The 24,229-nt window shown below is 62.6% G+C and carries 23 protein-coding genes and 1 riboswitch; of the genes, 14 read left to right on the top strand and 9 right to left on the bottom strand.

Features of this window, described 5'->3' with window-relative positions:
- Nucleotides 1-539: 539 nt before the first annotated feature.
- The 3 genes from VB734_RS00110 (at nucleotide 540) to VB734_RS00100 (ending at nucleotide 3,778) form a co-directional block, all read left to right on the top strand.
- A complete protein-coding gene (locus VB734_RS00110) occupies nucleotides 540-2,303 on the top strand; it encodes a hypothetical protein (RefSeq protein ID WP_197166396.1) in 1,764 nt (587 codons plus the stop codon).
- Nucleotides 2,304-2,555: 252 nt separating this feature from the next.
- On the top strand, nucleotides 2,556-2,885 hold the full coding sequence (locus VB734_RS00105) for a transposase (RefSeq protein WP_322782012.1): 330 nt from the start codon (nucleotides 2,556-2,558) through the stop codon (nucleotides 2,883-2,885).
- Nucleotides 2,882-3,778, top strand: a complete 897-nt coding sequence (locus VB734_RS00100) for an IS3 family transposase (RefSeq protein WP_322782614.1) — start codon at nucleotides 2,882-2,884, stop codon at nucleotides 3,776-3,778. The genes VB734_RS00105 and VB734_RS00100 overlap by 4 nt, the downstream gene beginning before the upstream one ends.
- Here VB734_RS00100 and VB734_RS14610 read toward each other — a convergent pair.
- Complete coding sequence (locus VB734_RS14610; protein WP_197166394.1) at nucleotides 3,698-3,943, bottom strand: helix-turn-helix domain-containing protein; 246 nt, start codon at nucleotides 3,941-3,943, stop codon at nucleotides 3,698-3,700. The genes VB734_RS00100 and VB734_RS14610 overlap by 81 nt on opposite strands.
- Before the next feature lie 656 nt (nucleotides 3,944-4,599).
- Complete coding sequence (locus tag VB734_RS00095) at nucleotides 4,600-5,997, bottom strand: hypothetical protein (protein ID WP_197166393.1); 1,398 nt, start codon at nucleotides 5,995-5,997, stop codon at nucleotides 4,600-4,602.
- Nucleotides 5,998-6,139: 142 nt separating this feature from the next.
- Here VB734_RS00095 and VB734_RS00090 point away from each other — a divergent pair, with 142 nt between their 5' ends.
- Both VB734_RS00090 and VB734_RS00085 read left to right on the top strand, forming a co-directional pair.
- On the top strand, nucleotides 6,140-8,614 hold the full coding sequence (locus VB734_RS00090; protein ID WP_197166392.1) for a UvrD-helicase domain-containing protein: 2,475 nt from the start codon (nucleotides 6,140-6,142) through the stop codon (nucleotides 8,612-8,614).
- On the top strand, nucleotides 8,611-9,903 hold the full coding sequence (locus tag VB734_RS00085; protein ID WP_197166391.1) for an O-antigen ligase family protein: 1,293 nt from the start codon (nucleotides 8,611-8,613) through the stop codon (nucleotides 9,901-9,903). The genes VB734_RS00090 and VB734_RS00085 overlap by 4 nt, the downstream gene beginning before the upstream one ends.
- Here the strand turns inward: VB734_RS00085 and VB734_RS00080 are convergent.
- From VB734_RS00080 to VB734_RS00065, 4 genes are all read right to left on the bottom strand, one after another.
- Nucleotides 9,900-10,400 (bottom strand): hypothetical protein, encoded by a 501-nt coding sequence (locus tag VB734_RS00080; RefSeq protein ID WP_197166389.1) that lies wholly within the window; start codon nucleotides 10,398-10,400, stop codon nucleotides 9,900-9,902. The two genes, VB734_RS00085 and VB734_RS00080, sit on opposite strands and share 4 nt — an antisense overlap.
- 388 nt (nucleotides 10,401-10,788) lie before the next feature.
- Nucleotides 10,789-10,941: a transposase gene (locus VB734_RS00075; RefSeq protein ID WP_197166387.1), complete on the bottom strand. Its 153-nt coding sequence runs from the start codon at nucleotides 10,939-10,941 to the stop codon at nucleotides 10,789-10,791.
- Between the two features lie 199 nt (nucleotides 10,942-11,140).
- Nucleotides 11,141-12,217 (bottom strand): glycosyltransferase family 4 protein, encoded by a 1,077-nt coding sequence (locus VB734_RS00070; RefSeq protein WP_197166379.1) that lies wholly within the window; start codon nucleotides 12,215-12,217, stop codon nucleotides 11,141-11,143.
- A complete protein-coding gene (locus tag VB734_RS00065) occupies nucleotides 12,214-13,113 on the bottom strand; it encodes a glycosyltransferase family 2 protein (RefSeq protein ID WP_197166377.1) in 900 nt (299 codons plus the stop codon). Before VB734_RS00065 ends, VB734_RS00070 begins: the two co-directional genes overlap by 4 nt.
- A 22-nt stretch (nucleotides 13,114-13,135) precedes the next feature.
- Between VB734_RS00065 and VB734_RS00060 the strand changes: the two genes are divergently transcribed.
- Complete coding sequence (locus VB734_RS00060) at nucleotides 13,136-13,645, top strand: HIT family protein (protein ID WP_197166375.1); 510 nt, start codon at nucleotides 13,136-13,138, stop codon at nucleotides 13,643-13,645.
- 27 nt (nucleotides 13,646-13,672) lie between these two features.
- The gene (kdsB, locus tag VB734_RS00055; RefSeq protein ID WP_197166373.1) at nucleotides 13,673-14,515 is read left to right on the top strand and encodes a 3-deoxy-manno-octulosonate cytidylyltransferase; all 843 of its coding nucleotides are present in this window, start codon (nucleotides 13,673-13,675) and stop codon (nucleotides 14,513-14,515) included.
- A gap of 4 nt (nucleotides 14,516-14,519) precedes the next feature.
- Here the strand turns inward: kdsB and VB734_RS00050 are convergent, their stop codons facing one another.
- Nucleotides 14,520-15,518 carry a KpsF/GutQ family sugar-phosphate isomerase gene (locus tag VB734_RS00050; RefSeq protein ID WP_197166371.1) on the bottom strand — a complete coding sequence of 333 codons (999 nt, stop codon included), beginning with the start codon at nucleotides 15,516-15,518 and terminating at the stop codon, nucleotides 14,520-14,522.
- Nucleotides 15,519-15,550: 32 nt separating this feature from the next.
- Nucleotides 15,551-16,048 (bottom strand): SsrA-binding protein SmpB, encoded by a 498-nt coding sequence (gene smpB / locus VB734_RS00045; protein ID WP_197166369.1) that lies wholly within the window; start codon nucleotides 16,046-16,048, stop codon nucleotides 15,551-15,553.
- Between the two features lie 59 nt (nucleotides 16,049-16,107).
- Between smpB and ruvB the strand changes: the two genes are divergently transcribed.
- From ruvB to thiC, 6 genes are all read left to right on the top strand, one after another.
- Nucleotides 16,108-17,187, top strand: a complete 1,080-nt coding sequence (ruvB, locus tag VB734_RS00040) for a Holliday junction branch migration DNA helicase RuvB (RefSeq protein ID WP_197166364.1) — start codon at nucleotides 16,108-16,110, stop codon at nucleotides 17,185-17,187.
- Entirely contained in the window at nucleotides 17,187-18,062 is an 876-nt protein-coding gene (locus VB734_RS00035; protein ID WP_197166363.1) for a tetratricopeptide repeat protein, read from the top strand. Before ruvB ends, VB734_RS00035 begins: the two co-directional genes overlap by 1 nt.
- Nucleotides 18,059-19,282, top strand: a complete 1,224-nt coding sequence (locus VB734_RS00030) for an amidohydrolase (RefSeq protein ID WP_231594905.1) — start codon at nucleotides 18,059-18,061, stop codon at nucleotides 19,280-19,282. Before VB734_RS00035 ends, VB734_RS00030 begins: the two co-directional genes overlap by 4 nt.
- Nucleotides 19,279-19,539, top strand: coding sequence for a DUF3188 domain-containing protein (locus tag VB734_RS00025; protein WP_323242850.1), 261 nt, complete (start codon nucleotides 19,279-19,281; stop codon nucleotides 19,537-19,539). Before VB734_RS00030 ends, VB734_RS00025 begins: the two co-directional genes overlap by 4 nt.
- 25 nt (nucleotides 19,540-19,564) lie before the next feature.
- Entirely contained in the window at nucleotides 19,565-20,197 is a 633-nt protein-coding gene (locus VB734_RS00020) for a HEAT repeat domain-containing protein (protein WP_197166361.1), read from the top strand.
- Nucleotides 20,198-20,229: 32 nt separating this feature from the next.
- Nucleotides 20,230-20,357: riboswitch (TPP riboswitch) on the top strand.
- Between the two features lie 95 nt (nucleotides 20,358-20,452).
- Nucleotides 20,453-21,820, top strand: a complete 1,368-nt coding sequence (thiC, locus tag VB734_RS00015; RefSeq protein WP_197167185.1) for a phosphomethylpyrimidine synthase ThiC — start codon at nucleotides 20,453-20,455, stop codon at nucleotides 21,818-21,820.
- A 27-nt stretch (nucleotides 21,821-21,847) separates the two neighbouring features.
- On the opposite strand, the gene VB734_RS00010 is transcribed toward thiC, so the two are convergent.
- Nucleotides 21,848-22,246 (bottom strand): GtrA family protein, encoded by a 399-nt coding sequence (locus tag VB734_RS00010; RefSeq protein WP_323242849.1) that lies wholly within the window; start codon nucleotides 22,244-22,246, stop codon nucleotides 21,848-21,850.
- A 152-nt stretch (nucleotides 22,247-22,398) separates the two neighbouring features.
- Between VB734_RS00010 and VB734_RS00005 the strand changes: the two genes are divergently transcribed.
- Nucleotides 22,399-23,376: a glycosyltransferase family 2 protein gene (locus VB734_RS00005; protein ID WP_197166357.1), complete on the top strand. Its 978-nt coding sequence runs from the start codon at nucleotides 22,399-22,401 to the stop codon at nucleotides 23,374-23,376.
- The last annotated feature ends 853 nt before the right edge of the window (nucleotides 23,377-24,229 follow it).

Raw genomic sequence — 24,229 nt, 5'->3', positions numbered from 1 at the left:
CTGCGCACGGAGACGTTGCATTCTCACAACCTGTGGCTGTAACTAGTCGAGAGGTGGCTGTGGTGTTCCACACGTTGTTGCGGTTGACAAAGGATGCTTCTATAAGCTTCAAGCACTGTCAGTGGCTCTTTGCGGCCTTGGTGAGCTCGCGCGGCAGGCTCAGGGCCTGGGCTGGCTTTCCGTTGATCTCAGTTCAGTCGGCTGCAGTTCTCAGTGGAGGACGGACCCTGAGGCTACGGAACACCTCACAAGCAATGAAACGCTTAAGACAGCGAAGGATTGCCTTGTTGCTCAGTCACTCCCTCTTGGACGCTTGAATCAGACTGACCCGCTTCCTGTGGAAGTGTCGCAATGCTGGTCCCCACAGCTCAGTTGGGGCAGAACTCCCAATAAAATGTACAATGATGCTTAACCCTTTTCCTCCCATCAAGGGTTAACGATGTCAGGGGACATGTCTGTCCAGTAACAGGCACCCACCTCTCAGCTTTACCAGTGCCCCAATAATGTCCCGGCAGGGTCGTTTCCCGAGTTCTTTCCTAATGCCAAAGACCCTTCTGTCCAAGCACAGGCCATCTCGGGGACGAGCAGCCAACCACCAGTCAGATGTTCCTGGCTGGTGGCTGGCTGCTGCAGCTGTATTAATTGCTGGATTTTTCCTGACACTTTCGGTCATCGGAACGGCTCTTCGCTATTCCCCCATCCCTTACTTCGATGACTGGGATGCAGCTTTGCGGTTCATGATGGATGGCGGCGGAGTGGCCGCCTTGTGGAAGCAGCACAATGAACACCGCATTGTTCTGACAAGGCTGCTGATCTGGGCAGATTATAGATTTTTTTCAGGAGCCAGCCGTTTGCTAATCGTGATGAATTTTGGGGTAGTTGCTCTTAGCGTCTACCTCTTTTGGAAAATTCTCAACGAGAAATTGGCAGGGAAGATCTCCGTCTATGGTTTGTTTTCCCTGAAGATGCTCATTGCTGCCTGGCTATTCCAGTGGATGCAATATGAAGCCATTGCTTGGGGCTTGAACATCCATTTCTTTCTGGTGCTCCTGTTGACCCTCGCATGCTTGTTGCTGTTGCATTCAACTGTGCGATCGTCCCGGCCGAATCGCTTGATTCTTGCGGCGATTGTCCTGGGCTGGTTAGCGATTGGTACAATGGCCAACGGGGTACTAACCCTGCCTTTAGTGGCCGTCTATGCGCTTGTTTCCCGGAAGCCGAAGGGATATGTGGCTCTCTTGACGATCAATGCAGTCATGTCTGCAGTTGTGTTCTTCTATGGCTATTCGATTTCATCTGGAAGCGGCGGATTCCTTGCCGAGATCTCCGCAAACTTCTTGCCGCTCATTTCCTATGTTCTTCTTTACCTTGGTAGCCCCATTTACCATCTAGTTGATGGAGGCAGCATAGGCTTCGTCATGGCAATTGTGGCCAGCCTGTTCTTGGTGATCACCTCATTGTTAGTTTTCTGGCAAGCCGTCCGCCGCCCTTCTCTCCATTCCCTCGATCTGGCTCTGCTGTTCTTCTTGTTGTTTGTGGTGATCGGTGCTGCCGGAGCGGCGAGTGGCCGACTTCTTTTCGGCGTGGAGCAATCGCTCTCCAGTCGCTACCTCCCGTCTTCGTTGATGGCCTGGGTAGCCTTTGCTCTGCTTGTACTGCCACGATGCGAGATCCTATCCCGCCGCCGCAAAATCACCAGCTTAGCGGCGGGAATCCTGCTTCTGGTTCTGATGGCCCGCGAACAGTTCAAGGCACTTCGGCCGTTCAACGCACGACTGTTTGAACGGGAGGTCGCTCTGCTGGCCGTTGTGCTGGGTGTACATGACAAAGATCAGATTGATACGATCTATCCCTATGGAGATGGCCGTAAAATTCTTGACTCGGGCCGTGATGCGATTCGGCATCGAACTGGACTGCCCGGCAGGCTGCCCTACCGCCAATTGAATGAGAACCTGGGCCAACAGTACACTGTTGCACCACCTGCGAAGCCCTGCCGTATCAAGCGCTTCGAACATCGCGAGATCGGTGACGCCGAGAAGCGCTTTGTGTCAGTAGAGGGATTCTTGGTCTGTCCGACCCAAGATGGCCGCGCGAGTCTTGTCGCGTTGCTTTCTCCAAGTATGGAGATAATAGGCTATGGTAGTCTCTATCAGCCATCATCCCAGGGCCATGCAGCCTTGGATAATGTTGTCAATTCCAAAGGTCTAAGTATTAATTTCAAGGGCTACGCCTTGAAGTCGTCCGTTGCAGTAAACGATGCAAGTGAGGTCAACGCTTTTCTTCTGGTCGCGATCAGTCGATAATCTCAATGGCAACAGTTTGTAGCCTGCTTGACAAGTCCTAAAGCGGCTTGATAGGACCACAAGTGTCAGCAAAGAAGTCCGCTCGGCCTGATCCATCCACCTGGGGGACAAGCGACGACTATGTCCACTCGGACCTGTGACGCCGCTGTGGGGGAAGCGATCCGCGAGCGCATGATCCCGCCGAACTAGGGTTCCCCCGATTTCGTGGACAAGTCGATAAGGGTCACGCCATGACCACCAGACTGTCCATCGATGACCAACCCCACCAGATCACGGCGCCGGTTCACGGCGCAGCAGAAGGCGGAGGCCGTGGAGTTCTGCCTGCAGGAGGGCCTTTCCTGCAACACCGTCGCTCAGCGCCTTGGCCTTCCCTCCAGCAGCCTGGCCCGCTGGGTGCGGCAAGCCCGCATTGATTGCGGCCAGCCGGGCTCGAAAGATCAGGGCCTGCTCACCAGCGAGGAGCGCGCCGAGCTCAACCGGCTCCGCAAAGAGAACCGCGAGCTGAGGAGGGAGAAGGATTTTTTCAGGCTGGCGGCAGCGCACTTTGCCAAGGAGCAGCTGCCGCCGAGAGGTTTCGCCTGATCGACCAGCTGGCCGCGTGTTACTCTGTCTGCTGGCTGTGCCGGCAGCTGGGGGTGGCCCGCAGCGGCTACAACACCTGGCGGCAGCGGCAGGAAGCGCCGGGAAAGCGGGCGGCCGAGAACGCCGTGATCACCGCTGAGATCGTGGCGGTGTTTGAGCAGCACCGCGGCTTCTACGGCTCCCCCCGGGTTCACCAGGAGCTCCGTTCATCAGGCCGGCAGATCGGCCGCCATCGAGTCGCTCGGCTCATGCGACGAGCGGAGCTGAGGGCCAGAACCCACAAGGCGTTCAGGCCCTGCGCCAAGGCCAGTCGCGGGGCCTGTGGGGTGGTGGCGAACCTGCTGCAGCAGGACTTCCAGCCCCCAGTGCCGAACCTCCGCTGGGCGGGTGACATCACTGACATCCGCACCAACGAGGGCTGGCGGTACCTGGCCATCTGGATCGATCTGTTCAGTCGTCGCGTCGTTGGCTGGACGCTGGATCACCGGATGGATGCCACCCTGGTGATCGAGGCGCTCAACCGGGCCCTCGGCCACCGACGGGTGGAGCCCGAGCAGCTTCTCCTCCATACGGACCAAGGCAGCCAGTACCGGGCGACTGACTACCGCCAGCTTCTGGAGAGCCACAAGATTGGCTGCAGCATGTCCACCAAGGGCTGCTGCTGGGACAACGCGGTGGTGGAAAGCTTTTTCTCCACCCTCACACTGGAACTCGACCTCGATGACAATCGAGAAGCCTTGATCTCAGCCCAGCAGCTGCAGCGCGATCTGGCCTTCTGGATCGAGGGCTATTACAACCGCGAGCGCCGCCATTCAACGATCGGTTACCTCAGCACGATCGACTGTGAGCAGGGGTTCATCATTTCTCCAACACTCACTCGCGTGAACCCTTGATCGGTGTCCACGAAATCGGCGGAACCCCAGGTCGCTTGTCCGCTTTGAGGCATTCCGGCGACGTTCTCTGTTGATGGTGGATGGAGCTCGGCCCAGTGCCCTGCCAATAGCCCGTACACCCAGTTTCTGAGCGTGGAGAATGGCGATCTCCTCCCTCTCTTCCAAGCACCAGAAGCGACCCGATAGCTGACCGAGATCGAGTAGTGGCAGACCGCCGGCGTTTCGGAACCATTGTGTGCCGTTGGGTTGTGGTACTCCGGCTCTATCTGCGGCACCACTGCTGGATCAGCCTGCAGCGATGGCAAGCCAGAACAGAACGCATTGCTGACGCAGCTCAACGGGTGGCCTACCCGGCGAACGCATCAAGCCGCGTTGAGCCCGCAGCTCCATCTGTCTTTGGGGTTGGCTCGTCATCGCTGGTCAACCCTAAACGGAAGGGGTGTTGGATCAATCCCTTGAATCCGGGCAGTTCACCTCCGCTGACTTCGTTGCCAGGCTGCAGGCTTAGGGGATCGGGATCAGCTGGTCCGGAAGGATGCGCTGCTACGACGATATCCGTAGGTGGAACGGCTGTGGCGCACGGTCAATACGAGGAGGTGTATGTACGTGCCGACAGCGATGGATGGGAGCCCGAGATCAGCCTGGCCCGGTTTCTATGGATGTATTGCCATGTAAGGCCCCACACCGTGCTGGGAGGCGCAGAATTCTCCATGAGAATTACTCTGAGATTGGATCATGTTTCTTCCGTATGGAGTTAATGATGACAGGGGCCAGAACTGTCTATAAAGGCACCCACCTCAGGGAGCGCTGCACTCCATCGCTCAATGGAGCTGGGGATAAGCACGCAGGAAATACTGAATCTGCCAGAGAAAAAGCAGGTAGAGGCAACTTGCAGTCCACCACAGAGCAGCAGCCTTTCGTAATCTGTGGCATAGAAAACGGTAGAGCCATGACAGGGCAGATGACAGGCCAAGTACGTAGGCTGGCAGCCAGAATATTGCTGTGAGATCTGGATGTTCTGCTGTTGACTGATTGAGAAGCAGCGACCAGATCAGCGGCAGAAGCAGAAAGACCTCCCAATAGGACTTTTCTGGAAAATATCGTTTTCTTGAGGCCAGAAAAGCAAAGCTCAGCACGGCAAATGTCCAGATCAGAAAGTGGTAGCTGTTCATATATGGTGGAAGCAGGCCTATGGCTTCCTCCGACTGGCGCCATAGAAAGGTGAAGGCGCTAAGTGGAGTTTGATAGTCTATATCTGCCTGACCTTGTTCCTTGAACAGATGGGTGAACCCGAGGCGATACCAGGGGTTTTGGCCGTGCAGCGCAAAGCCCAGAAATTTTTCGTAGACGAACACTCTCAGGTAATGAACGGCTCCGAGGAGGAGCGTTGCTGTGATCACCGGCCATCGAAGCCAGGGCTGCTCCTCCGCCGCGAGGCTCATGCCCTTCTTCCCAGGCCTCAGTCGTCGTCCTGAGGTGGTCAGTTTCACCACCATCAAGACGATGGCGAGTAAGATGCCGAAGCGGCCGCAGACTAGGGCGGAAAGCAGCAGGAAGGACGTGGACAGCCCATTCCAAAGGGGCCGATTCCCTCTCCCGATGGCGATTGCGCCAGAGACGATCAGCAGGAGGATCGAGAGGGATCCATCAAAGGTGTCCCAGGCCATGCTCCAGATCGGCTCACTGGTGAAGGCGATCGAGAACGCCGCGGCCCCCGCGACCCACGGGGTACCGCGAAATCTTCTCCCAGGCACCGAGTCAGCAACAAGACTGGCAGTAGAGCAAAAAGCGATCACCGCAAGCGAGAGGGCTATAACCAGGGCCGAGAGAACCGGTATCCAGCCGACGACCAACCAGTAACCGCGCTCGCCTGCCAGGGAATAGGCAAAATAGTGGGGGAGAGCATAAAGGGAGACGTGGGACTTGTATAGTAAAAGATTTTCTTGCGGCGGGCCTGTGTAGTCGTACTCGAAGTTCAGAAAGCCTCCCAGGTTCCAGAACCCATAATCAGTCCAGGCGCGGACTGAATTCAATAATCGATGATTGTGTCTTACATCCAGATGCCGGAACGAGGCATAATGCCCCGGCAAGGTCGCCAGGGTGAGCAGGGCTGTCGTCAGGCTGACGCCAACCAGCAGAAGCTCTTCCCGTTCGGCCCCGAACTTCCGAAGCCATCTATCTACGCAACTCGGACGATTGTGATCCGGCTTATCGGTCACTTGGCGAACCTCAGCTTGATTTTAATTAAAATGGTTAATAGAGTAACCGACCGTTCGTTTCCCTGTCATCGGAGTGGGGACGGGGCTGCGTTCAGGCTCCCCAGGCGTTTTTGCACCGTGACCGCCCTTTAGTCTGGGTGGCATGGCCAGCAACAACCCATCCTCCGACGGTCCAAGTGCCAACGGCTTCAGGGCCCTCGGGTCCAGTGCCAACGGTTCGAATGGTTTTCTCTCCGGCCTCAATGAAGCCCAGCGCCGGGCAGTGGATCATCACACTGGCCCCCTGCTGGTGGTGGCGGGTGCCGGAAGCGGCAAGACCCGGGCCCTCACCCATCGCATCGCCCATTTGATCGGTCACCACGGTGTGGATCCAGCCGAGCTGCTGGCGGTGACCTTTACCAACAAGGCGGCCCGGGGCATGAAGGAGCGGCTGGAGGTGCTGCTAGCCGAACGCCTGGCCCAGAGCCAGTTCTGCCAGCCCTGGAGCACTCTGCCGGCATTGCAGCAGCGCCAGCTGCGGGCCCGCGTCTACCAGGAGGTGATCAAGGATCTCTGGATCGGCACCTTCCACGCCCTTTTCTCCCGCCTGCTGCGTTTCGACGTCGACAAGTTCAGGGATCCCGAGGGTCTCATCTGGACGCGCCAGTTCTCTATCTATGACGAGGGGGACGCCCAATCCTTGGTTAAGGAGATCGTGACCAAGGAGATGCAGCTGGATCCCAAGCGCTTCGAACCGAAGAAGGTGCGCTGGGCGATCAGCAACGCCAAGAACCAGGGCTGGCTGCCGGAGCAGCTGGAGGCCCAGGCCCAGGGGATGCGGGACCGCAAGATCGCCGAGGCCTACCGCCTCTACCGCCGCGCCCTGGCTGCCAACAACTCCCTCGATTTCGACGATCTGCTGCTGCTACCCGTCCAGCTGCTGCGCCAGAACGAGCAGGTGCGCGCCTACTGGCACCGCCGTTTCCGCCACGTGCTGGTGGATGAATACCAGGATACCAACCGCACCCAGTACGAACTGATCAAGCTGCTGGTCACCGATGGTCAGGATCCCGAGACGTTCGAGAATTGGAGCGGCCGCTCGGTGTTCGTGGTGGGGGACGCCGATCAAAGCATCTACAGCTTCCGGGCGGCCGACTTCACCATCTTGATGGGCTTCCAGGACGACTTCGGCGATGGGGCCGGCGCCGACAGCACCGCCACCATGGTGAAGCTGGAGGAGAACTACCGCTCAACCGCCACCATCCTGGAGGCGGCCAACGCCCTGATCGCCAACAACCGAGAACGGATCGACAAGATCCTGCGGCCCACCCGCGGCGAGGGGGAACCGATCAGGCTCACCCGCTGCGACGACGAGATCGCCGAGGCCGAGGCGGTGGTGCATCGGATGCGCACGCTGGAGGCGGCCCACCCGGATTTGCGCTGGGGAGACATGGCGGTGCTCTATCGCACAAATGCCCAGTCGCGGGCGCTGGAGGAAGCGCTGGTGCGCTGGGGGATCCCCTACCTGGTGGTGGGGGGGCTGCGTTTCTACGACCGGCGGGAGATCAAGGACATCCTGGGCTACCTGCGACTGCTGGTGAATCCGGCCGACAATGTCAGCTTGCTGCGGGTGCTCAATGTGCCGCGGCGAGGCATCGGCAAGACCACCCTGGAACGGCTCACCGATGTCGCCAACCAGCTGGGGGTGCCCCTCTGGGAGGTGGTCAGCGATCAGGAGGCGGTACGTTCCCTGGCGGGCCGCTCCGCCCGGGGTCTGTTGCAATTCAGCGAACTGATTCACGATTTGCGGCGGCGAGTCCAGGACGCCTCGCCCTCTGAAATGGTGCAAAGGGTGATGGAGCAGAGCGGCTATGTGGCCGAACTGATCGCAGAGGCCGACGATGAGGCCGAAGAGCGCAGGCGCAACCTGCAGGAGTTGGTGAATGCGGCACTACAGTTCCAGGAGGAGAATGAGGAGGCAAGCCTGGAAGGGTTCCTGGCTTCAGCGGCCCTTTCTAGCGATGCCGATGACAAGGACACCGCCGCTGACCGTGTCATCCTGATGACTCTCCACGCAAGCAAGGGCCTGGAGTTTCCTGTGGTGTTCCTGGTGGGAATGGAGCAGGGTCTCTTCCCCAGTTACCGCTCCCTCGACGACCCCTCCTCCCTTGAGGAGGAGCGTCGGCTCTGTTACGTGGGGATGACCCGGGCCAAGGAGCGGCTATTCCTGACCCACGCCTGCGAGAGGCGTCTGTGGGGGGGCATGCGCGAGCCGGCGTTGCCCTCGGTGTTTCTCTCGGAACTGCCGGATGACCTGATCCAGGGGGACATCCCGCGTAGTGGTGGTGCGGCCCTGCGGCGGGACCAGCGGCTAGAAAGACTGACCCGAGTGGATCGTGAAGACAACCTCCAGGTGGCCTCTGGGGGATCCAGAGGCGATCCGGCTACTACCAAGCGGCGACGGGGCCATACCAGGGACTGGTCCGTGGGAGACCGGTTGCGGCACGACAGCTTCGGTGAAGGCATCGTGACCCATCGCTTCGGTTCGGGTGAGAAGATCTCGATCGCCGTAAAGTTTGAAGGGATGGGTCCGAAGATTCTCGATCCCCACCTGGCACCGATCGAAGGGCTGGAATGAAGGCCCGCCCTTCGATCGGTGCGGGCGGCCGGCAGGGTGTTTCAGATTTTCTCCGTATGCCATCCCTAAGCCTGAGAGGGATCTCCGGAGTAGGTCAGGCCATCCTGTTGTGCCTGGCCATCGCTCTGCTGTTCGTCACGGAGAACCTGCAGCCAAGCTCCGCCTGTGGATTGTTGTGGATGTTTTTGGTCCTAGTGGGGCATGCATCCTCACGACCCTGGTCCCTGGCTGTCCTGGGGATGCTGATGCTCAACGTGCGTCAAGTGGTGCTGGATGAGGGCACGATTCCCTCCTCCCATATGGATATGGTGTTGATCGTTGCGGCCTTTCTCTGTGGCTACGGCCAGAGGCGAGGCTGGTGGTTGCGCACGATGGGGGCAGTGGCCGTGGGGATTCTGATCGGTGTCATCGGCAACTTCCAGGTTGTGTTTGATTTTGTCCGTTTTGGGATCGAATATCACGCTCTGGCACTGACCAAAAACCAGACAGCCCTGCTGGCAGGTCTCGCGGTGCTCTGTGGTGGAACCAGCCTGGCGGCCAGTCGAAACTTGTGGACAAGGTTGCTGTTCACTGGTTCCCTGGGCGCCAGTCTGCTGTTGTTAAGAGCGGCCGATTCCAGGGCCGGAATTGCGATGCTGTTGGTGGCGCTCTTGCTGAGCGCTCTGCTGCTCTGGTGCCGCAGGCCGATGGAAGCGGTGAGAAGCAGTAACCCTCTTTTACGGCATAAAAAAATCATAATCGCTGGTGGCTTACTCCTTTTGGCGCTTGCCGTTGGGCTGTCGGTACTGATTATGTCTTCCCCTGATCCGATGCTGTCCGCTGGGCTTTATCAGATGTACGGGGAGGAGAACCTGGAGAATGACGCCAGCCGGATCAGGGTGTATTCCTGTTACCTGGGCCTTCCCTTTACTGGTAACAACCGCTTCATCTATGGAGTGGGATACGGCAGTGTCATGAGGGGGATGTGCCCGGCAGAGGCAGTAGGCAGAAGCCTCAGCCACGCCCATAATCTGATCTTGCAGATCTGGGCCGAGACTGGTCTGGTAGGAACCCTTTTCCTGCTACCGGCCATGAGCTGGATTCTGTGGCGTGTGATCAAGAACATGTCCAAGGCGGATCGATCGCCATCCCTTTTGCTGCTATTCAGCGGCAGCGCTATTGTATTCTATCTTTTCTTGTTCAACATGGTGGAGCTGGGTATGATAAAGGTGCCAGTATTAATGATATTGTTCGGTACTTTTCTTGCGGCTCCTTTCTGCTCCACGCTTCTGGTTCGGGAAGAGGCTTAGTCTGTGAAGTAGCGAATTTCCCCGTTTGTGCGCAGCAGCGTCGAGATGTGTTCGCGGCGCACGAACCTCTCCCCCGAAATTCGAATGCTATAAATGCGTGCCGGCCCATTGAGGGGAATTCTCTGCTCGAACGTGCAGGCTTGATAGCGATTCCTGCCCTCCTGATCCGGCGAGGTCAGCGTGACTCTGCCCGGGCCCAGCTCCGCCTTGCCAATGAGGGTTCCCCGTTCATCACGGATCTCAACTGGTGCCTCCGGCACAAATTGGGAGAAGCCTGCATTGCCCCGGCAGCTGAGCGTCTCTTCATCAACCGTGAAGGAAATTGGCCGTTCTCCCATCAGGTCGTAGTGGGTGACCGGGGTCTTGGCTCCGATGGTGAAGCGTAGGGCAAGTTCCCGTGGTGCCAACTGTTGCCTCCCTCCGCAACCGGAAAGCAATAGAAGGGTCGTCACTGACAGAAGCCATCGACACAGCACGGGAATCATCGCAGTGGTCATCGGGCGGAGAAGCTCCTGGCAGGAGCTCCGGACCTTCAGAGAGCGGAAGGGGCCAGCTCTTGGAATGGGATCCTCGCAGGACAGGAAGCTGCTTCAGCAGCGGCTGCAAGTGTGCAGGGGCTTTATGTAAAAATGATCATAGAACGATTGATCGGGGCTGGGTCACTTTCATCAGCAGGCCATCCACCCTCAACGGCTACCGCTCCATGGGGGGGTAGTGACGAATTTCAGCGCTCCATTGCTGGATGATTTCCATGGGCGTACGCCTGTGGAGTGACCAATGTGATCTGTACGTGTTGTACTCGATCAGATGCTGCAATGCCAATACCTTTTCCTTTTCCTGTGCACCACTTCTGCAGTGCATAGGCGATGAACTCAGGACCATTATTCATCGGTACAGCTGCTGCCAGTGGTGATACGTGGGTGCGGACACCTCCAAAGTTCTGAGGATCTCGGCAACAGTCTGGCCCTGATTGAGCAGCTCCTCGGCGGTGCGCAGCTTGCGGATGATCTGCTCGGGTGTGTGGCGTTTGCGTTTCATGGGGCTTCTCCTGGTCAGGTCTCGCGGGTAGGGAAGCTCTTCTAGGGGCTGGTTCAGTTTCTGGGATCCAAGTCAAAAAGCTGTGAGTTTAGGCGATTGTTACGATGAAACACTTCGAATCAACCCGGTTATTGGGTCGAGGTGATGGTCCCTGAATTGACCTTGTGATTGCCACAGTTGCCTTGCAGGATTTATGTCTTCACAGCAACGACTGGAGCACGGCTTCGACCTGTACTCCAGTTTCTTGCCAACTGAAACGTTGCGCCCTGATCGGTCCGACGTCCGACAGTTTTTTCTCTAGCCAGGTGGAGTGAATCAGCTCGTCCATGGCCGCGCAGATTGCTGCGACCGAGCGTGGATCCACCCGCAGGGCAGCCTCCCCCACCACCTCCGGCAGGGCCCCGGCCTCAGCGGCGATCACGGGGGCGCCGCAGGCCATCCCCTCCAGGGCCGGCAGCCCGAAACCCTCCCAGAGGCTGGCCATCACCAGTCCGCGGCAGCGGTTGAGCAAGTTCAGCCGCTCCTGGTCGCTCACCCAGTGGTGCCAGTCGCAGCGGCCGGCGATGCCCAGCTCGCTGGCCAGGCGCCGCAGGCGTGGCGTGTAGCGGGGATCCTGGGGGCCCACCAGGGCCAGACGGTGGTCGCGGTCGCGCAGCCCCGCGAAGGCCCGCAGCACCCGCTCCAGGTTCTTGTGGGGGTCGTGGCGGCCGAGCACCAGAAAAAACGGCTGCCGTTCCAGCCCCAGGGGCCGCAGCAGGCCCGGGCTGAATCCCAGCCGGATCGGCACCAGCCGTTTGGCGGGAACCCCCAGTCGCTGGTGCACCTCCCGGGCGGTGGCTTCGGAGTTGCAGAGCACCCGGACCGCCCTGTGCAGCACCAGGGGCACATAGGCCAGGTGGTACGCCAGCAGTGGGGTGAGCTGCGGATAGCGCAGGGGCAGCAGGTCATGGGCGAGCACCACGGAGCGCACCCCCCGCCCCAGGGGGGCTTCCGGCAGGGGCGAGAGCAGCAGCGGCGCCCCGCTGCGGCGGAGCAGTTTCGGGAGCTCCCGCTGGGTCCAGAGCAGCCGGCGCAGGTGGCCGGCGCGGCCGTGCTCGGGCGAGAGGTTGGCGGGGATGGCCAGGCTGCCGGGCCGGTCACCGCCGCAGGGATCCAGCAGCGGCACGAGGGCCGGATCCAGGGCCGCCGCCAGCTCCCTGGCCACCACACCGATGCCGGTGGGCCGGACGCCGAGATAACTGCCGTTGAACAGGGCCAGGGGGATCGCCGCAGTCATCGCCCTGGGGACTCCACCGCATCGTGGCTGGGGAAGGAAGCCATGGCTTCCACCATCGCCACCAGCGTCGCCCAGCTGCGTTTCGGCCGCCTCGGCAGCCGCAGCAGCGTCATGACCAGCAACCGCAGGCTGCGCAGGGCGAGTACCCAGCCGGGCCTGTGGCGGCGCAGGAAGCGCAGGTAGCTCAGCGTTGAGAGCCGCTGGCGCCGCTCGCTGGGGGTGTGGCTGCCCGCGCCGCGCTGGTGGGTCACCGCCAGCGCGGGCCACCACAGCACCGGGGCGCCAGTCGCCGACAGCCGCAGGCAGAGGTCCATGTCCTCGTAATAGAGGGGGAAGGCCGGATCGAAGCGGGCCGATGGGATGTGGGCGCTTGGCCGGATCACCAGGCTGCAGCCGCTCAGCCAGTCGAGCTGCACGGTGCCGCCGCCTTGGCCGGCAGCGACGGCCTCACCCACCCGGCGGCGACGGAAGTCGAGGCCGGGATCGATCCAGCCACCGCTGGGCTCGAGCTCGCCACTTCCGCTGCGCACGGCGGTGCCCAGCAGGGCTCGCGGCGGCAGCTGTGCCAGGGCCAGGCTCAGTCGTTCCAGTTCATCTCCGGCTGGCAGGGCGGTGTCGGGATTGAGCAGCCAGATCCAGCCCCCCCAGCCCTGGCGGGAAAGGTGCTCGAAGCCCCGGTTGCAGCCCGCCCCGAAGCCATCCCCTTCACGACCCGCCACCAGATCCAGCGGGAGGCCGCCGCCGCCGCTGAGGTCGCTGGCCCGCAGCGGTGCCGACTCCGGGCTGTTGTCCACCACCAGCCAGCGGAAGGGGTGCAGGCTCTGGCGGGCCAGATCGGCCCCCAGCTGCTGTAGGGCCTCGAGGCTGTGGTACGCCACGCTGAGCACCACGGGCACGGAACCGGGAGGAACGGCAGTGATGAGCGATCCGCAGCTGAGCGCAGCTTCGCAGGAGGGCTCCGGTCCGCCAAGCGGCCAGGCCCCCTGCGGGATCTGTCGCCTTCATGGCGATGAGGAGGCGCTGGCCCGCGACGAAATCCTTCGCCTCGGGCCCTGGCTGCTGCGCCATCACCCCCGGCCGGCCCCCCTGGCGGGCTGGTTGCTGCTGGATGCCCGCCGCCATCTCGGTGGCCCGATCGACTTCCAGCCGGACGAGGCCGTGGCCTTCGGTCCGATGCTGCAGCGCTGCAGCGCTCTGGTGCGCATCCTCACCGGCTGCGGGAGGGTGTACGCCATCGCCTTCGGGGAAGGGGCCCGACATCTGCATGTGCACCTGATTCCGCGCCATGGCGAGGACCCCGCCAGCGAAGCCTGGAGGGTGGCCGATCTCTACCGGTCCGTGGCCTCGGGCGAGCGGGCCGCAGCGCCGACTTGGCAGGTGGAGCAGCTGGTGCACCAGGCCCGGGAGCTCACGGCGGCCTGGCGATAGGCTCCGCATCAGCGGCCGGCACCAGCGGTGAACGAGGCGGACCTGCAGCAGGAGGCAGCGGCCCCCTGGACCTCCCTGGTGGCGGTGCCCGCCCGGCTCGAGTCGTCCCGTCTGCCCAACAAGGTGATGGCCGACATCGGCGGACAGCCGATGCTGCGGCGGGTTCTGGAGTGCTGCCGGAGTTCGCGGCGGGCTGCAGCGGTGGTGCTCTGCACCGACAGCGACCTGCTGCGCCGGGAAGCGGACGCCTGGGGCTTCCCCGTGCTGATGACGGCGGCCTCCTGCAGCTCCGGCAGCGACCGGCTCGCTTCCGTGGTGGACGCGCTCATGGCCCAGGCCGCCGTCGCCGTCGCCGGACCGGGCGCTGCCCCGTTGGATCCCGCCCGCACGGTCATCATCAACGTCCAGGGGGATCAGCCGTTCATCGATCCGGCCGTGATCGATGCCATGGCTGAGGCCTTTGCCAGCACCATGCCGGCCCCTTCCGTGCTCACCCCGGTGTACCGGATGGGGGCGGAGAAGGTGCACAACCCGAATGTGGTCAAGACGCTGCTGGCGGCGGACGGCCGCGCCCTCTACTTCTCCCGGTCGGCCCTGCCCCACGTGCGCGGCGTCGAGCCCGCCGACTGGTCCGAGCACGCGCCCTACTGGGGTCATGTGGGGATCTATGGCTACCGGGCCGATGTGCTGGCGCGCTGGAGTGGTCTGCCCGCCTCGCCGCTGGAGCAGATCGAAAAGCTCGAGCAGCTGCGGCTGATCGAGGCCGGCATCCCGGTGGGGACCTTCCCCGTGGAAGGCGATTTCCTCTCGGTGGACACCGCCGAGCAGCTGGAGCAGGCCCGCGCCATCGCGGCGGACGCCCCCGCCTGAGCGCTCAACCGGCGGAAGGGGTCAGGCCCGCCTGCACCAGATCGTGAAGCCGCAGCAGCCCCAGCATCGGCCCCCCCTCACCCAGCACCGGCAGCACACCGATCGGCTTGCGACGGTTGCGCTCCATCCGCTCCAGGGCCTCCACCGCCAGCAGGTCGGCCGCCACGGTGATCGGATCGACGGTCATCAGATCGGTGGCCCGCAGCTCACCCCATGTGGTGGGCGCATGCTGCTCCAGGGCCCGGCGCAGGTCGCCGTCAGTGATCAGCCCGGCCAGCAGGCAGTCGTTGTCGGCCCGGCGCACCCAGCAGGCCCCCACCCCACCGCCGGTGAGCCCGGCGATCACCTCGCTGAGGCTCGCGCACTCCTCGAGGGGATGGAGCCGGGCGGTGGGCACCATCAGATCCCCCACCGTGAGGGTGAGCTGCTTGCCCAGGGCTCCGGCGGGATGGTTCAGGGCGAAATCCGCCGGTGAGATCCCTCGTCGCTCCATCCACACCGCCGCCAGGGCATCGCCGATCGCCATCGCCACTGCGGTGCTGGCGGTGGGCGCCAGGTTGAGGGGGCACACTTCCCGGTCGACGGAGCCGTCCAGCACCACCTCACAGCCCCGGGCCAGGCTGGAGGCCACCCGGCCCACCAAGGCGATGCGGCCGGTGCCGCGGCGGCGCAGGTGGGGGAGGATCTCCAGGAGCTCCTGGGTCTCGCCGCTGTTGGAGAGCAGCAGAACCACATCCTCGGGGGCCACCACCCCGAGATCCCCGTGCAGAGCGTCGAGGGGGTTGAGGTAGAGGGCCATCAGCCCGATCGAGGAGAAGGTGGCGGCGATCTTGCGCGCCACGATGCCGCTCTTGCCCACCCCGGTGATCACCAGCTTGGCGCGCTGGTCGGCGCAGCGGTCGAGCAGCACCAGGGCCGCGTCCACCTGCCCGGCATCGAGACGCCCGGAGGCGGCGGCGATGGCGGCCGCTTCTTCCTGAAGACAGCGCGTCAGTGCCGACATCCCAGTGCCCCGCAACTGCTGGGACTGTATGGCTAGAGGCGGGCCAGGGCGGAGCGCACCTCCCGGTCGGCATCCTTGCGGCGCTCCTCCTGACGTTTGTCGTGCAGCTTGCGGCCCTTGGCCAGCCCCAGGGTGAGCTTGATCCAGGAGCCCTTGAGGTGCAGGTTCAGGGGCACCAGGGTGAGGCCCTTCTGGTCGAGAGCCACCCGCAGTTTGTCGATCTCGCGGCGGTGGGCCAGCAGCTTGCGGGTGCGCAGAGGCTCGTGGTTGAAATAGGCGCCCGCGTGGCTGTGGGGCGAGATGTGCACGTTGTGCAGCTGCAGTTCACCATGGCGGATCAGGGCGAAGCCGTCGCGCAGGTTGGCCTTGCCTGCCCGGATCGACTTCACTTCGGTGCCCACCAGCTCGATGCCGGTTTCCAGCGTTTCGAGGATCTCGTATTGATGACGTGCGAAGCGGTTGTCGGCCAGCAACCGGTTGGAGGCATCCCGTGCCGCCCTGGCCGCTTTCTTGCCCGCGCCTTTGGCCATCGACCTCCCCTCTGCTGAGCTGACCCTATCCACGGCCTGGCCTGCCTACTCTCGGGGCCATGGCGATTGTCTCCTCCGCAGCCGGATCCGGCGCCCAGCCGCCCCCACGGCTGCTGGATCCGCGCCAGCGGTCAACCGGTCCCAGCCAGGATCCGCTGACGGCCGAAGAGGAAGCCCCACTGCCCAACCGGGAGGACGGGCTGCGGCCGCGCCGCCTGAGTGATTACATCGGCCAGAGCGAGCTCAAGCAGGTGCTGGGCATCGCCGTGGAGGCCACGCGCCAGCGGGCCGAAGCCCTCGATCACGTGTTGCTCTACGGCCCCCCCGGCCTGGGCAAGACCACCATGGCCCTGGTGCTGGCCGAGGAACTGGGGGTGCGCTGCCGCATCACCAGCGCACCGGCCCTGGAGCGCCCGCGCGACATCATCGGTCTGCTGGTGAACCTGCGCCCGAACGAGGTGCTGTTCATCGATGAGATTCACCGGCTGAACCGTGTGGCCGAGGAACTGCTCTATCCGGCGATGGAGGACTTCCGCCTCGATCTCACCGTGGGCAGGGGCACCACGGCCCGCACCCGGGCGGTGCCGCTCGCCCCCTTCACCCTGGTGGGCGCCACCACGCGGGCCGGTGCCCTCAGTTCACCGCTGCGCGACCGCTTCGGGCTGATCCAGCGGCTGGAGTTCTACACCGTCGAGGACCTGCGGGCGATCGTCGAGCGGGCCGCCGGGCTGATCGGTCTGGTGCTGGAGGCCGAGGCGGCCATCGAGGTGGCCCGCCGCTGCCGCGGCACGCCCAGGATCGCCAACCGCCTGCTGCGGCGGGTGCGCGATGTGGCCAGTGTTCAGGGGGAAGCGCGCATCGGGCCGGCCCTGGTGGCCGAGGCCCTCAGCCTGCACCGGGTGGATGCCCGCGGCCTCGATGCCAGCGATCGCCGTCTTCTGGAGTTGCTGCTCAGTGGCTATGGCGGTGGTCCCGTCGGCCTCGACACCCTGGCCGCCGGTCTCGGCGAAGACCCGATCACCCTGGAAACCGTTGTGGAGCCGTTTCTGCTCCAGCTCGGCTTCCTGCAACGCACCCCCCGGGGGCGCGTGGCCACCGAGGCGGCTCGGCGCCATCTGGGCTGGCCGGAGGCCGCCTGATGGCTGGCTGGTGTCGGCAGCTCCTGCTCAGGACCGTGACAGGCCTGCGGGCCATGGGCAGGGCCCTGCTGGCGGCCGGCCTGGGGCTGGCTCTGCTGCTGCCGGCTCCAGGACCGCTCTGGGCCAGCCCCGCTGCACCGGCGCCGCCTGCAACGCCGCAGCGCTCCCAGCCGTTGCCGCAGTTGTTCGAGAAGGCCCTCGCGGCCAGCCGCGAGGGCCGCTTCGGTGATGCCCTGCCCCTCTGGGATCAGGTGCTCGAGCAGGCTCCCGACGATGCCGCCGCCTGGAGCAACCATGGCAATGTGCAGCTGGCTCTGGGGCGGGCCGAGCAGGCGATCGCGGATCAGGAGCGGGCGATGGCGCTCGATCCCCTCAACCCCGATCCCCACCTCAACCGCGGCACCGCCGAAGAGGCCCTGGGCCAGTGGGACCGGGCCGCCGCCGATTACCACTGGATTCTCGAGCGGGATCCTGACGAGGCGTCAGCTCTCTACAACCTCGGCAATGTGCAGGGTTCCCTTGGCCATTGGGATCAGGCCAGAGACTGCTTCGAGGCGGCGGCGGCGGCCCGGCCGGGCTTTGCCATGGCCCGCTCGAGCGCAGCCCTGGCCGCCTTTCAGCTCGGGGAGCCCGCCGAGGCGGAGCGGGACCTGCGCAAGCTGGTGCGCCGCTACCCCCTGTTCGCTGACGCACGGGCGGCCCTGACGGCTCTGCTCTGGCAACGGGGCGCCGTCGGTGAAGCGGAAAGCAACTGGGCGGCGGCCTCGGGACTGGATCCCCGCTACCGCCAGCCAGAATGGTTGCTGGAGATCCGACGCTGGCCCCCTGGCCCGGTTCAGGCTCTCGAGAATTTTCTCCAGTTGGTCCAGCGATGAGTTCTGCCGCCCCACCCCGATCCAGCGGTACAGCGGCGGATCTGTGGCAGAGGCTGGATCTGGCCAGGGCTCTGGAGCAGGCCACCCCCGAGCTGATCGGTCTGCGCCGCCACATCCATGCCCACCCCGAGCTGAGCGGTGCCGAACACCAGACGGCGGCCCTGGTGGCCGGTGAACTGCGGCTGCTCGGCTGGCAGGTGAGCGAAGGGGTCGGCCGCACCGGTGTGGTGGGCGAGCTGGGACCTGTGGAGGCGCCGCTGGTCGCCGTGCGGGTCGACATGGATGCTCTGCCGGTGGAGGAACGTACCGGCCTGGCCTTCGCCTCCAGCCAGCAGGGGTTGATGCATGCCTGCGGGCATGATCTCCACACCGCCGTGGGCCTGGGCGTGGCGCGGTTGCTCGCTCCCCTGGCCGGACAACTGAGCGCGAGGGTGCGGCTGCTGTTCCAACCGGCGGAGGAAACCGCCCAGGGGGCGGCCTGGATGCTGGCCGATGGGGCCATGGAGGGTGTGCAGGCCCTGTTCGGGCTGCATGTGTTCCCCAGCCTTGAGGTGGGAACGATCGGCGTGCGCAGCGGCAGCCTCACCGCCGCTGCCGGTGAGCTGGAGGTGGAGGTGCTGGGGGAAGGGGGCCATGGGGCACGGCCCCACCAGTCGACGGATGCGATCTGGATCGCGGCCCGGGTGGTCAGCGGCCTGCAGGAAGCGATCAGCCGCCGGCTGGATGCTCTGCACCCGGTGGTGGTGAGCTTCGGCCGGATCGAGGGGGGGAAGGCCTTCAACGTGATCGCCGATCACGTGCGCCTGCTGGGCACCGTCCGCTGCCTGGACACCACCGTGCACGCCGAGCTGCCGGCCTGGATCGAGGACACCGTCCACGCCATCTGCCGGGGATACGGGGGCGAGGCCCGCGTGCGTTATCGCTGCATTTCGCCGCCGGTGCACAACGACCCTGCTCTCACCGACATCGTCGAGGAAGCCGCCCAGGCCCTGCTGGGCCCCCAGCAGGTGCTGCGCCTGGATCAACCGTCTCTGGGGGCCGAGGACTTCGCCCAACTGCTCAGCGCCGCGCCGGGCTCGATGTTCCGGCTGGGGGTGGCGGGGGCCAGGGGCTGCGCAGCCCTGCACAACGGCGCCTTCAATCCCGATGAGGGGTCTCTGGCGGTGGGTGTCCAGGTGCTCACCCTCAGCCTGCTGCTCTGGATGGAGCGCCAGGCTTGAGCCGGTCCCGTCCAGCCCTGAGGATGGCGCTGGCCCTCTCGGCCCCGCTGCTGATCCTGCTGGCACTGGTGAGCATGGCCTCCCGCCGAGGCAACCAGCGGCTCGAGGCGGTGCCGGCCCTGCTGATCGGGACCGGGCTGCTGGTGAGCAGTGGGGTGAGCCGGGCCCGGCGGCGCCGGACCCGGCTGGAGGCGCTGCAGGAGGCGACACCGGCACAGGCCCCCGGCAGCGATCGTACGAACGGCGTGGGAGGGTGAAGTCACCCAACACCGAGTCCAGGTCATGGCCGATCCAGATTCCGCCAGCCCGGCTGGCCTGAACCCCGAGGAGATTCGCCAGGCCATCGTCTCGGGTGATCCATCCCGCGCCCTGCCGGCCCTGGTGGGGCTGCGCCGGCTGGAGGCGGAGCAGGCCGTGCCCCTGCTGCTCCTGGGCCTGGAGCAGGAGCCGTTCATCGTCCGCTCGATCAGCTGCGCGGGCCTTGGGGTGAAGCGCAGCGAGGCCGGCTGGGAGGCGCTGGCGGCGGCCCTCAGCGGCGATGAGGATGCCAACGTGCGCGCCGAGGCCGCCAACGCCCTGGCCAGTTACGGGGTGGAGAGGGCCTGGCCGCTGCTGCGCCGGTCGTTCACTGGCGACGACCAGTGGCTGGTGCGCTGCAGCATCCTCTCGGCCCTGGCGGAGCAGCCGGGGATCGAGCCCCAGGTGCTGCTGGAACTGGCCCAGATGGCCATCGCCGATGCCGATGGCAGCGTGCGGGTGGGCGGTGCCGAGATTCTCGGCCGGATCGTCCGGGAGTCCGGTGCCAGCGCGGACCTGGTCGAGATCGCCGAGTCGGCACGGCAGAGGCTGATCGGCCTGCAGCAGGACCCGGACCATCGGGTGGTGGCGGCGGCCCTCAATGGTCTTCAGAGCTGAGAGTCCGTTTCTGGCCAGGCTTGCTAGGTTTTGGTCGTCACTAGGGGTGCCTGGCCCGTGCGTGTTTCCATCCGGAAGACCGCCACTGGCCCCGGCTGAGATCACACCCTCCGAACCTGATCCGGGTCATGCCGGCGCAGGGAAGTGTCCCGAAAGCAACCGCGGTCCGATCGGTCCCGGTGGCGCCCGGATCCGGAGTTGTGCCCTCGCCTCCCAGCGGCCCCCGGTCCGAACGCCCCCTTTCTCGAGTCGATCATGCGCAGCGCCTGGATTGAGAAGCGACGCGGCGACGCCAACGTGTCGCAGATGCACTACGCCCGCCAGGGTTTGATCACCGAAGAGATGGCCTATGTGGCCAAGAAGGAGAATCTGCCCGAATCGCTGGTGATGGAGGAGGTGGCCCGGGGCCGCATGATCATCCCCGCCAACATCAACCACCCCAACCTGGAGCCGATGGCGATCGGCATCGCCAGCCGCTGCAAGGTGAACGCCAACATCGGCGCCTCCCCCAATGCCTCGGATCTGGAGGAAGAGGTGGCCAAGCTGCGTCTGGCTGTGAAGTACGGCGCCGACACGGTGATGGACCTCTCCACCGGCGGTGTCAACCTCGATGAGGTGCGCACGGCGATCATCAACGCCTCCACGGTGCCGATCGGCACCGTCCCTGTGTATCAGGCGCTCGAGAGCGTGTACGGCTCGATCGAGAAGCTCGACGAAGACGACTTCCTGCACATCATCGAGAAGCACTGCCAGCAGGGGGTCGACTACCAGACGATCCATGCCGGCCTGCTGATCGAGCACCTGCCGCTGGTGAAGGGACGCCTCACGGGCATCGTCAGCCGCGGCGGCGGAATCCTGGCCCAGTGGATGCTGCATCACCACCGCCAGAACCCGCTGTTCACGCGCTTCGACGACATCATCGAGATCTTCAAGCGCTACGACTGCAGCTTCTCCCTGGGCGATTCGCTGCGTCCGGGCTGTCAGCACGATGCGTCGGATGCCGCCCAGCTGGCCGAACTCAAGACCCTCGGCCAGCTCACCCGCCGCGCCTGGGAGCACGACATCCAGGTGATGGTGGAGGGTCCGGGCCACGTGCCAATGGACCAGATCGAGTTCAACGTGAAAAAGCAGATGGAGGAGTGCAGCGAGGCGCCCTTCTATGTGCTGGGCCCGCTTGTCACGGATATCGCCCCCGGCTACGACCACATCACCAGTGCCATCGGCGCGGCGCTGGCCGGCTGGCACGGCACAGCCATGCTCTGCTACGTGACACCGAAGGAGCACCTGGGGCTGCCCAACGCTGAAGATGTGCGTGAAGGCCTGATCGCCTACAAGATCGCGGCCCACGCCGCCGACATCGCCCGCCACCGCCCGGGTGCGCGTGACCGCGACGACGAACTCAGCCGCGCCCGCTACGCCTTCGACTGGAACAGGCAGTTCGAGCTCTCCCTTGATCCCGAACGCGCCCGCGAGTACCACGACGAAACCCTGCCCGCTGACATCTACAAACAGGCCGAATTCTGCTCGATGTGTGGCCCCAAGCATTGCCCGATGCAGACCAAGATCACCGATGAGGATCTGGCTGGCCTGGAGTCCATCTTGAGGGATAAGCTTATGGCTTGATCTTGGATCTAGTGCTCGAAAATTCTGTTATGGCTTGGGACTTTTTCTAAGATTAACCGGAAATGCGAATCGCGCCTGCAATAAAAAGCTAACCGTGATATAAGCGCCCATGGCAATCGCCTGAGATAACAGGGCCTTGCCGGTCATGGCATAGGCACTATAAAGTGCGCCCAAATTTACAAAATAACTGATGCCGATGATTAGGGTATAGTTTTTTGCTGTGCTCTTGGACCTGGGGGTCTTGAATGTATATGTTGAATGGATTGCGTAGCCTGAAATGCTACCAATTATATATCCACCCACATTGGAAACCAATAAATTGTTGCTAATCATTTGCAGTACAGCTATGGAAGCTGAACCTATGATTGTATTCAGCGAGCCACCCAGCAAGAAGCGTCTGATTTCGCCAAAGCCAAACCAAGGCATCATCAGCAGTCAGCTAGTTGAGGACGTTGTTGTTGCATTTGCCTTTCCTGGCTGACTGCAGTAAGTTTACCGTATGACTACCAAAAAGATCTCTCTGCGGTTGCTCGGTTCCCTTGAGAACTGATATTCGGTTCTAGCCAACTCTCTTTGCCATGAAACTACGCCCTGTCCCCACTGTTTTATTTGTTGTGCCTTGTTACAATGAGGAGGAGGTACTTGGTCAAACAGTCAATGCTCTGCTATCTGAGCTGGATCAACTCAATTTGAGTGATTTGGCGGCGCGGGACGGATCCGGCATTCTTCTTGTGGATGATGGCAGTATAGACGCCACTTGGAAGGGGATCCAGTTTTGGATAGATCAAGATCCACGGGTTAATGGGCTTCGGCTGTCACGTAACAAGGGGCATCAAGCTGCCCTATTGGCGGGCCTGTCAGTAGTGGTTGACTTGGCTGATGTATCCATCTCAATCGATGCCGATCTTCAGGATGATATCAGAACTTGCAGGGATATGTTGTTGCTTTATCGGCAGGGATTTGACATTGTCTATGGTGTTCGAGCTGATAGAAGCACTGATTCTGCAACGAAACGCTTCTTTGCAAATTTCTTTTATTCCTTTATGGTCTTCATGGGAGTTGAGATTATTCCCGGTCATGCTGATTTTAGGATGATGTCTTGCAGGGCTCTTGCTGAATTGCTTAGATATACGGAAAACTCGTTATTCCTCCGAGGACTGATTCCACAATTAGGCTATAAAACGGAACGTGTATACTATGATCGTAAAATCCGACAATCGGGTAGCTCCAAGTATCCCTTCCGTAAATCATTGTCACTTGCTGTTGATGGCATAATCTCCCTTAGTTACAAGCCTCTCAGGTATATTGCATATCTAGGAGTGATTATGTCGGCAGCCTCTTGCATTACTATTATTCTAATTATTGCTGACTATGTCCGGGGAGGAACTATTCAGGGCTGGCCTTCCTTGATGGTGGTTGTCACCACAATAGGTGGTGTCCAGTTGCTTGCTATCGGCTTAATCGGCGAATACCTTGGTCGCGTCTACAAGGAGGTAAAAAGGCGTCCTCGCTATCACGTACGTGATGCCGTTGGGGCTCTTTTGAAGTCAGGATAAGGAGTTGCCTGGCCTGCGTGCAATAGAGTGGTGCCCTCCGAGATGGAAGCCCTGTCTGGGATCCTAGGGTCTCCTGAAACAGGCATAACCATGCCGCCACAACTATTTTGAGGTGTTGAGGGCCGTTAAGCTGGCATGGAAAGGGGCAAGCCCTGATTTCTGCAACAGTTCATGGACGAACATTTTTACGAAAACAGTAGAATGGTGTTCTTTCATCAGTAGAATGGTGTGCATTCAACTGATGAATTCCATCTGCCCTTTGGCTGCAGGCTTGACCCAGAGAATTGCTCGGTGATGCTGTCGCCTCTGAAGCCGAGAGAGGAGCTAGAAGAAACTGACCCTCCGCAGTTCCGTGCCTCCATTGGCTCGCCAGCAAAGCCAGTGAGGGTGGCGTTTGGATCCCTTCGTCGTCGGGCCTCCTGAGAAAGGCACGCTGCCGGTATAAAGTTGAAGGTTGACCTTGCCGGCGACATGACTAGTTGATCGTCAAGACGCCGCTGGACAAAACCTGTGAGCTCAGAGTGCCCGCTTCTAGTTGTGTTTTCTCACCAGCTCATTCAGCGATCAGTAGTCGCTGGACGCACAGCTGAGGGCTGAGGCCACCGATAGTCATGTGGCACCTGTGGCCGTTATAGATCCCGAGATAGCGGGGTAGTCAGCGGTTGCGTTCCTGTCCGACGACAATCTGGTTGAGGGGTCGCGCCAAACAGGTTGACCGCTCCAGAGGGGCTGCGCTGAATCCGGTTGCCATGCGCAGGGCACCGGGCCATGCCTGCTCCCCTCACCGCTCAACAGATTGCGCTGTACATGACCAAACGACGAGGAGGCAGCCGCCAGGAGGTGGCTGCTGCGG

The sequence above is a fragment of the Synechococcus sp. BA-124 BA4 genome (assembly GCF_034931165.1).
Note: the sequence above shows the minus strand (reverse complement) of the source record. Positions and strands in the feature narration are given on the sequence as shown.